This window comes from Bacillus sp. 22475, from assembly GCF_052044835.1.
Lineage (GTDB): Bacteria > Bacillota > Bacilli > Bacillales > Bacillaceae_G > Bacillus_A > Bacillus_A cereus.
The window spans coordinates 1-8,886 of sequence record NZ_JBQENW010000064.1; the positions used below are offsets into that span (position 1 = coordinate 1).

Consider the following 8,886-nt stretch of genomic DNA (forward strand, 5'->3'; position numbering starts at 1 on the left):
ATATCCACAATGACACTTCCTGGCTTCATAGATTGAACCATATACTCTTTAACAATTTTAGGAGGGCGAGATCCTGGTATTAAAATTGTTGAAATAAATAAATCTGCTTCTTTAATCGTTCGCTCTAGATTTTCAGTATTAGATTCAATTATATTTACTTCTTCTGTTGCGTATTGCTTTCTTAAATATGCAATTCTTTCTTGATTAACCTCTAGGATTGTAACACTACATCCAATTCCAATTGCCATATCACAGGCATTAGTTGCAGCATTCCCTCCACCTAGGATTACAACTTTTCCGGCTGGGATTCCCTCAATACCTGATAATAAAATCCCTTCTCCTTGATGTTGTTTCTCTAAATAATATGCTCCCATAAATACCGCACGTCTTCCAGCAATTGCACTCATAGGTTTTAATAATGCTAAATTTCCATCCTCACTAATAGTTTCACCAGCAATCGCAGTAGTTCCAGCTTTTCTCATCGCTTCTACACACTCTTTCGACGCAGCCAGATGTAAAAAGCCCCATACAATTAGATCCTTTTTAAAGTAATGGTATTCTGCAGGTAGTGGTTCTTTTACCTTTACTACCATATCAACATCCCATGCCTGGCCTTGATTTACTATGCTTGCTCCTGCATTTATATATTCATCATTTGTATAACCAGAACCTAATCCAGCATCTTTTTGTACTAAAACTTCATTTCCAGCTGAAACTAATTTTTGAACATTTTCTGGAGTCATCCCTACACGAGCTTCCCCTTTTTTTATCTCTTTCACTACACCAATTTTCATATCTACACATCCTTTTTTAGAGTGAGTTATAAATTAAATTAATTATTGTCAGATAAATATAAGATTCAAAATATTCATCCTTAAAATATTTTTCGAATATAATTTAATTTATAACATTGGATTGCACCTACAAGATACCATTAATAAAAATAACAGGTCAATAATTTTGTGAAACATTTCACAAAATGTTTTATTTAGTTGATTTTCTATATTTTATATCGAAAATATGATTGAATCCCTCAATGCTTTGTGATATTCTTCACAAGAATATATCTTCTCTTTTGAATTTCAATTTATTATTTTATTATATCACAATATTAAAATACCTCATCTATTCTTATTATTCATATAACAGAAATCTCGTTATTAACTTCATGTTTCGGGTTAAATTAAAGGATTTCTTTTAATGTATAATTCATGGAATTTTACTCACCTCAAATTATGTGAAGATTTTCACATAATTTGAAGCGAAATTAAACTTTCTTTACTTGTACGTTTAATTTCCTTTTTATTTAGTATCTGAAATCTATTCAAATTCTCTAGATGGTAAGGATGAGGGGCGGCTATTTGTATGGATACAGGATATACTATCAAATAATTTAACAAACAAGATAAAGAATTCATAAGAGAATTTATATATTTTTCTAATTGGGAGTGATTATTTTGTCACAACAACAACTAAAAAAGGATATTGGTTTCTTTGCAGCATTAACCACAGTTATTGGTACCGTTATCGGCGCCGGAGTATTTTTCAAGCCCACTGCATTATATGGTGTAACAGGAACAGCTAGCCTAGGATTACTTGCATGGGTAATTGGTGGTATCTTAACCGTTTGCGCAGGACTAACTGCTGCTGAACTATCTGCCGCTATTCCTGAAACGGGGGGAATGATGGCATATTTAAAGAGGACTTATGGAAACTTAACTGCTTTCTTGCTTGGCTGGGCACAAACTGTCATATACTTCCCTGCAAATATTGCAGCTCTTGCTATTATTTTCGGGACACAAACGGTTAGTTTATTTGGACTAAATGTTAATGAACACAAAATGTTAATTATCGCAATTGCAATTATCACAGCAACATTTGTAACTCTTATGAACTTTTTAGGAGCTAAAGCAGCCGGTGGAATCCAAATGGCTTCGACTATATGCAAATTGGTTCCATTAGCATTGATTATTATTTTTGGATTACTACACAAAAGTGACGTTACTTTTCAGCTTTTTCCAATTGAGGCAGGGCCGAACAAATCTATGATATCTGCCCTTGGATCTGGTTTACTCGCAACAATGTTCGCCTATGATGGATGGATTCATGTAGGGAATATTGCTGGAGAAATGAAAAACCCTAAAAAAGACTTGCCTAAAGCAATCGTATTAGGATTATCAACAGTAATGGTTGTTTATTTATTAATTAATGTCGCGTTTCTAATGGTCATGTCTGCAACATCGCTCGCAGGTACTGATACACCCGCTTCTCAAGTAGCTACAATTCTTTTTGGAGCTATGGGAGGAAAACTAGTTACCATTGGCATTTTAATTTCCGTATTTGGAACGATTAATGGTTATATTATGACAGGAATGCGAATTCCTTATGCCATGGCTATTGAGAACAAACTACCATTTAGTAAATGGTTTGCTACACTATCTAAAAATAGTCGGGTCCCTTATAATTCTGGTCTATTTATGCTATTTATTTCAATTATTATGATGGCCGTCGGCGGATTCAATACTCTTACTGATATGTTGGTATTTGTAATATGGATATTCTACACAATGACATTCCTTGCTGTATTCATCTTACGAAAAAGGGAACCCGAACTTGTGCGACCTTATAAAGTTCCATTGTATCCTTTTATACCATTAGTTGCTATTATTGGCGGATTGTTCATTGTTATTAATACCTTATTCACTCAACCTCTGCTAGCTTTATGTGGAATAGGCCTAACTGCACTCGGCCTCCCTATTTATTACACTATGCGTAAAAAGGGACAATTTGGTTTAGAAAATCATAACGAGTAGACCAGTCTTTCTTAGAGATGTGATACAAATTTTTATGATTAGATTGCAATTAATAAATAGTCTATTTTACTTCTTTATCCTTCTAAAAGATACATTAGTCTAACAAATAATAAACAAGGAGAACCCTTTTTGGGTTCTCCTTGTTTATTATTTGCCAGTGTTCTAGTTTTTTACCCTAAGTTAATTTACGCTTTATCCATGTTGCATTTCTACCTTTAGAAACTAATTTAATATATCCCTGTGAATTTAAAGCGTGTAATGTTTTATTTATAGTACTTTCACTTATGTCTGGATACATGTTTCGAATATTTTCTTTAGTAAAAGGATTATCTTGTCTGTCTATGTATTTTTCAATTCTTTTTCTTTTAGTATGAGTGCTAATACAATTTTTTATTACATAATTTAATTCTTTATATGCAACTAAAACAATATCCAAAAAAATTTTCATCCAGAAAACTACATTATGATCGCCTTGATACCAGTAAGCTGCAGATTTATACAGAGCATCATAATAATCTGATTCATATTTTTTGAAATATTTATCTATACATGTATATTTTACAAATGTAAATCCACTTTCAATTAATAACCATTGAATTAATATTTTTGCTAACTTGCCATTCCCTTTATTAAATGGATAAATACATAGGAAATTTAAGATAAATTGAGGAATTAGTAGGAGCGGATGAAAATTCCCTTTAGCCCTTAATGCATTATATTGTTCGCATAGATGATACAAATATTGCGGAACCATATCATATAAAACAACTGTACGTAATTTAAATTGATCTTTTAACTTTGAAATAGAAGATAATACAAGTTCGCTTTTTCTCCAATTACCACTTTCAGAAGTTGAATAATTCATTAATTGGAAGTGCAATTCTTGAATTGTTTGCGGTTTAATAGGTAATTTGTGGTTTTCTTTTTGCACAAGTTCTAATGTTTTGCAATAACAAAATAAAGCGTCCTCTTCCAATGTTTGAGGGCTAGCATGATGAACAACTAATTTTTTTAACTGTTTATTTGAGAATGTAAACTTTTCATATATATTAGGAAAAGTTTTAATATATTGCAGTGATATATTCTTTTCCAAAAGATTAAATATCTCTGGTTTTTGAGTTTGATATGCTGATATTGCTCCTTTATATTCGCTGATTTTACTTATAATATTTATTAGTTCTCTTTTAAATTCTAAATTTGTATATTTTTCTTCAAAGAAATTTATCATCTCGTTCCCTCCTTTCCCTAAGGTTTATTACCAACTTTGTATGCTCTATTATCCCCCTAATTTTCACATTTCCTACTGTATGCTCCTTGTTTTATAAACGTCCAATAAGAATGTAATTAAACGATAGCCAGATGCACATAGAAATCACTCTCTTCCATAAATGTATGTAATTTAATAGATTTCTAATGTTTATTAACAAATAAAAAGGCACTTCCTTAAACTTCTAAAAAAGTGCTTTTTATTTAATCAAATATATCTGTCTTTAGTGACTTAAAGGAAACTATGCACAAAAGGTATCAACCTTTTGTGAAAATCATAACATATTTAGCTATAAATAATTATGTCGCTTCTAAAAATGTTCAATCTTGATATGTTATGAACTAATTTCGTACAGAATCTTAATTTCTTAATAATGTTTATAAAATGATTCTTTACAAGATGAAAGTACTTTATTTCTATTTAAACAAACATTTTTTCTATACTATTTGCTTTCAGAGTATATTAGATTAGGTCCCTTTAAACTATTGCTAAGTATTTATATATTCGACATAATTTTATACGATAAATTCATCTTATAGTATTGGTAACATGGTATCTTTTAATGTATGTACAGAATGATTAAAGTTAAACTTTTCTTCCGCATTTAACTCAATTTCTATAATTTCTCGAATACCTTCGCGATTAATAACAGCAGGAACTCCTATATATACATCATTATGACCATATTCATTTTCAAGGTATGCAGATACTGTTAATACACTATTTTCATGATGTAGAATTGCCTTTGTTATACGTAATAAAGACATTCCAATTCCATAACAGGTCGCTCCCTTACGTTCAATTATATGATAGGCCGCATCACGTGAACGAACAAAAATTTCGTCTAAGTCACTTTGATTATACTGACTTTTATTTTCTAAAATGGTTTGTAGCTTTTGAACGCCAACTGACACATGACTCCAAACCGGAAGCTCCGTATCACCATGTTCACCAATTATATAAGCATGAACATTATGAGGATCGATCTCAAAATATTCTCCTAACATGTAACGGAAACGTGCAGAATCAAGTGTTGTACCTGAACCAATTACGCGTTCTTTCGGCAACCCAGATTCTTTCCAAGTTACATATGTTAAAATGTCCACTGGATTTGTTGCAATTAAGAAAATACCATCGAATCCGCTTGACATGACATTGCGTATAATTTCTTTAAAAATCTTAGTATTTTTTTCAACTAAGTCTAAACGTGTTTCACCTGGTCTCTGTGGCAATCCGGCTGTTATTACAACAATTTGTGCATCTTTACAGTCCTCACAGCTACCCTTCCATACTTTTGTTGGTGATGGTGAAAAAGGAATTGCGTGACTTAAATCCATTGCTTCTCCTTCTGCTCTTGCTTCATTTACATCTACAAGAACGAATTCTTCTGCCAACCCCTGATTAATCATACAATATGCATAACTACACCCTACGGCCCCTGTACCAATTAAAACTACACGATTAATATTTTTATTCATTTATAGATCCCTCACTATTTATGTTATGTTTTTGTGCATTGTTGTTATTCTAATAAAAAGAGATTTAATTGATTTTGAATAAACAAATAATGAACTCGAAATAAATTAATGCTCAATACCAAATAGTTAAACTTAAATTCCTTTTCATATGTATTTCCAGCAAATATTGCTCCAACTTTATTTTTTATTTAACTCAAAAAAATATTATGTATAGCTTCACTAGATAAGATAATTTTTCTTTATCTACATTCCAAAGATTCATTGATATTCTGTGAAAAATCTAGTTTATACATCTAGTTAAATAAAATTGTTAACGCTTACATTTTTATTAAGATTCATTAACTGATTATCACTTCTCATAATGACATTCATGCTTATATTATCTTCATTCAAATCTAATTACTGCAAATTTTAATTTTGTATATCGAAGGTTATCTCACCTATTTTAGCAATAACCCCCTAAAAGCACTTCTATACCAAACAAACTTTTTCAAAATTCATTTTCTAATAAACCTCCCACTAATTTTTTAGAGTTTTCTGTAATAAATTCGACATGTGATCTTGCATTTTATATTAACAAATTTAAGTCTCATAAGTTGTGAATGTTTTTTGTATATTTCCCTTCCCTTATTTGTCTAACAAAAACAAATAATATATTTTATAAAAGAAAAAAATATATTTAAAAGAATTATTAAAACGGTATTTCCAGCTAATTAAGCCAACTGATATAAAAATAACATTCAAAATAATTATGTTATTTTTATACGAAAATGATTATATTAGTAGCTTAAATTTTTATTTGTGTTTGTAATGGGATGTTTTCCTCACATTGAGATTCAACTAAATCGCCCTTCTCTTCAGGGGTAGGGTTGTTTTGGGTTATATAATGATATACCATGCCAACAAATACAGATCCACCAATAATATTTCCAATTGTAACTGGAATTAAATTATAAATAGCCCCACTAAAAGAAATTGTATTGGGATGTGGCGATACCAGGGAGATTGCAAATAGCGATAAATTTGCAATGCTATGTTCATATCCAGATAAAAAGAATGTAAAAACCAATAACATCATAACAATTATTTTTGCTGTATCCCCTTTTACTTGAGAAGGAAGGAAACATGCTAGACAAACAAGCCAATTACATAAAATAGCTTTGAAAAATAGTTGTATTGTCGGAGTATTCATTTTTACTTCAACAACATTACTTATCAAATGTTCATATTCAATTTGATCAAAAATACCAGTACCATAAAATAATAACGCAAAAAATATAGCACCTACCAGATTACCTAAAAAACAAGCACCCCAGTTACGACAAGTATCTAAGACCGTTGTTTTTTTTCGTAAGGTCGAAATTGTAAAATACATTGTATTCCCAGTAAATAATTCCGCTCCACCATATATTATTAATATAAGTGCAATTCCAAAAAATAAAGAAGCACTTAAATAAGTTGCAGGTGAATTTACAACGTGAAAAAAATCCCCTAATTTAAAACATAATACTATAATAAATCCAATATAGATTCCGGCTAGTAATGCACGAACAAAATATTGTATTGGGTTTATATCTAATATTTGTTTCTTCTTTTGTGCAAGTTTTATAGCATCAGCTATCCCTTGTTCTAACATAAAATTACACACTCCTTTAGTTCATGGTTATTATAAATAATCCTAAGAATAAACTACATGTTTCAATATTCACTTTCAAGATTTTGTTCAACATTTCACAAAACAAACACACTCACTTTACGAAATGATTCAAATGATGTGCAATCTGCTATATTCACTAAATCCTAGAAGTTGCATAATACACGAATATACCTATTCAATATAGATTAAAAATCTGGCTCTAACCTATGAATTTATTGGAATCCAATTTGTATCCCAATACCCGAATAAAGATAATTTGTGACATATTTTAAAATAAACTACATATCAAGCACTCTGTTTTTAAAATTGGTATAATATGAACGGACATCATTGCTCAATACTTCACAATTAAAAGGGGAAATTGATATGAGAAAGCGAAAACGCTTAGTAATAATCGGTAATAGTATATCTAGTTTACGTTGTATTGAACAGATTTTAATACAAAATCCTAATATGTATAGCATTTCTATTTTCAGTGATGAACTCTATCCTCTCTACAATCAAATAAACACTATTTCTTTAAATTTAGATATAAAAAATAGAATACAAAAGCAATATAATTGGTACAAACAACATAATATTAAGCTTTTTACAAACGAAAAAGTAATAGAAATTGATCGTGAGGACGAGGTCATTGTTACAGATAAACGCCGTATTGTTTTCTACGATAAACTCATCATTGCAACAGGATCTACTGCTTTTATTTTTCCAGTTAAGGGACTGCAATTATTTGGAGTAAATAAACTTAGAACAACTGAAGAAATCCAATTTCTATTAAATATTAAGAAGCATGCAAAGAAAGCTATTATTATTGGCAATGGCCTGCTCGGTCTAAAAATTGCACAAAAATTATTTGATTTTGGAATAGACGTCCACGTAGTTCATTTCAGTTCACACTTAATGGCAAAACAAGATATATTAAATTGTTCATCACTATGTAACAAGCTAAAAGCAAAAGGGATTCAATTTCTCATGGAAAAAAACACGGTTAAAATCCTAGGTACAGACTATGCAGAGGGGATCCAATTCGAAGATGGCACTATTAAAAAATACGATTTAATTGTAATACCTATTGGTAGGCGACCTAATACACATTTAGCAAAAAAAGCTGGCTTATATGTTAAACGTGGCATAGTTGTTAATAAGTATATGCAAACAAATGATAAATTAATTTATGCAATTGGTGAATGCACTGAACACAATGGTATTACATTAGGATTTCCAGCCCCCCTCCACGCACAAGCTACTGTATTAGCCGAGCATATAACAAATGTACAGACAAATACTCTTTTTGCATAATTTCTTAGTTAATTAAAACTAATTCTTTATAACTTTTATCTAAAAAACTCTTCTTAATAATTGTTTAAGAAGAGTTTTAAACCTTTGAAAACGTGTTAAAGAGAACACTGTAATATTGACACATTTGCAACCCCGTTACGTATTAAATTAAAGTATTAATTTAACGAATTTCCGGAAAGAATTCTCCTTCCTCAAGCGTGTGAAGGGCGTAGCCAAAAGGTTTTCCTTTTTATTTTGCCTCTGATATAATCAGTCTTATAAATTATAAAGGTTGGTATATAAATGAAATTAGATAGTAATAACCATTCAGTATTCTTGTTATATTATCACCTTGTGTTGGTCGTGAAATACAGAAGAAATGTGTTTGATGAT

At 30.5% G+C, this 8,886-nt stretch carries 6 protein-coding genes and 1 pseudogene; 3 read left to right on the forward strand and 4 right to left on the reverse strand.

Annotation, left to right across the window (positions count from 1 at the left end; all coding sequences use genetic code 11):
* A partial coding sequence (locus tag ACTJJY_RS31435) for an alanine dehydrogenase (protein ID WP_440607409.1) occupies nucleotides 1-794 on the reverse strand: 794 nt, incomplete at its 3' end.
* 663 nt (nucleotides 795-1,457) lie between these two features.
* Here ACTJJY_RS31435 and ACTJJY_RS31440 point away from each other — a divergent pair.
* Nucleotides 1,458-2,813: an APC family permease gene (locus tag ACTJJY_RS31440; RefSeq protein WP_000082761.1), complete on the forward strand. Its 1,356-nt coding sequence runs from the start codon at nucleotides 1,458-1,460 to the stop codon at nucleotides 2,811-2,813.
* Between the two features lie 175 nt (nucleotides 2,814-2,988).
* On the opposite strand, the gene ACTJJY_RS31445 is transcribed toward ACTJJY_RS31440, so the two are convergent.
* The 3 genes from ACTJJY_RS31445 to ACTJJY_RS31455 all read right to left on the reverse strand — a co-directional run bounded on the left by ACTJJY_RS31445 (nucleotide 2,989) and on the right by ACTJJY_RS31455 (nucleotide 7,194).
* Complete coding sequence (locus ACTJJY_RS31445) at nucleotides 2,989-4,041, reverse strand: Fic family protein (protein WP_440607410.1); 1,053 nt, start codon at nucleotides 4,039-4,041, stop codon at nucleotides 2,989-2,991.
* A 572-nt stretch (nucleotides 4,042-4,613) separates the two neighbouring features.
* Entirely contained in the window at nucleotides 4,614-5,558 is a 945-nt protein-coding gene (locus tag ACTJJY_RS31450; RefSeq protein WP_065705998.1) for an L-lactate dehydrogenase, read from the reverse strand.
* Nucleotides 5,559-6,345: 787 nt separating this feature from the next.
* Nucleotides 6,346-7,194, reverse strand: coding sequence for a formate/nitrite transporter family protein (locus ACTJJY_RS31455; RefSeq protein ID WP_016083475.1), 849 nt, complete (start codon nucleotides 7,192-7,194; stop codon nucleotides 6,346-6,348).
* Between the two features lie 387 nt (nucleotides 7,195-7,581).
* On the opposite strand from ACTJJY_RS31455, the gene ACTJJY_RS31460 reads away from it, so the two are divergent.
* Entirely contained in the window at nucleotides 7,582-8,514 is a 933-nt protein-coding gene (locus ACTJJY_RS31460; protein WP_440607411.1) for an FAD-dependent oxidoreductase, read from the forward strand.
* A gap of 282 nt (nucleotides 8,515-8,796) precedes the next feature.
* A pseudogene (locus ACTJJY_RS31465) lies at nucleotides 8,797-8,886 on the forward strand (IS200/IS605 family transposase); the annotation flags it as partial.

Excerpts from the sequence above, each read along its gene's own strand:
- ACTJJY_RS31460 (WP_440607411.1), top strand. The coding sequence starts at position 7,582 with ATGAGAAAGCGAAAACGCTTAGTAATAATCGGTAATAGTATATCTAGT.
- ACTJJY_RS31455 (WP_016083475.1), bottom strand. The coding sequence starts at position 7,194 with ATGTTAGAACAAGGGATAGCTGATGCTATAAAACTTGCACAAAAGAAG.
- ACTJJY_RS31450 (WP_065705998.1), bottom strand. The coding sequence starts at position 5,558 with ATGAATAAAAATATTAATCGTGTAGTTTTAATTGGTACAGGGGCCGTA.
- ACTJJY_RS31445 (WP_440607410.1), bottom strand. The coding sequence starts at position 4,041 with ATGATAAATTTCTTTGAAGAAAAATATACAAATTTAGAATTTAAAAGA.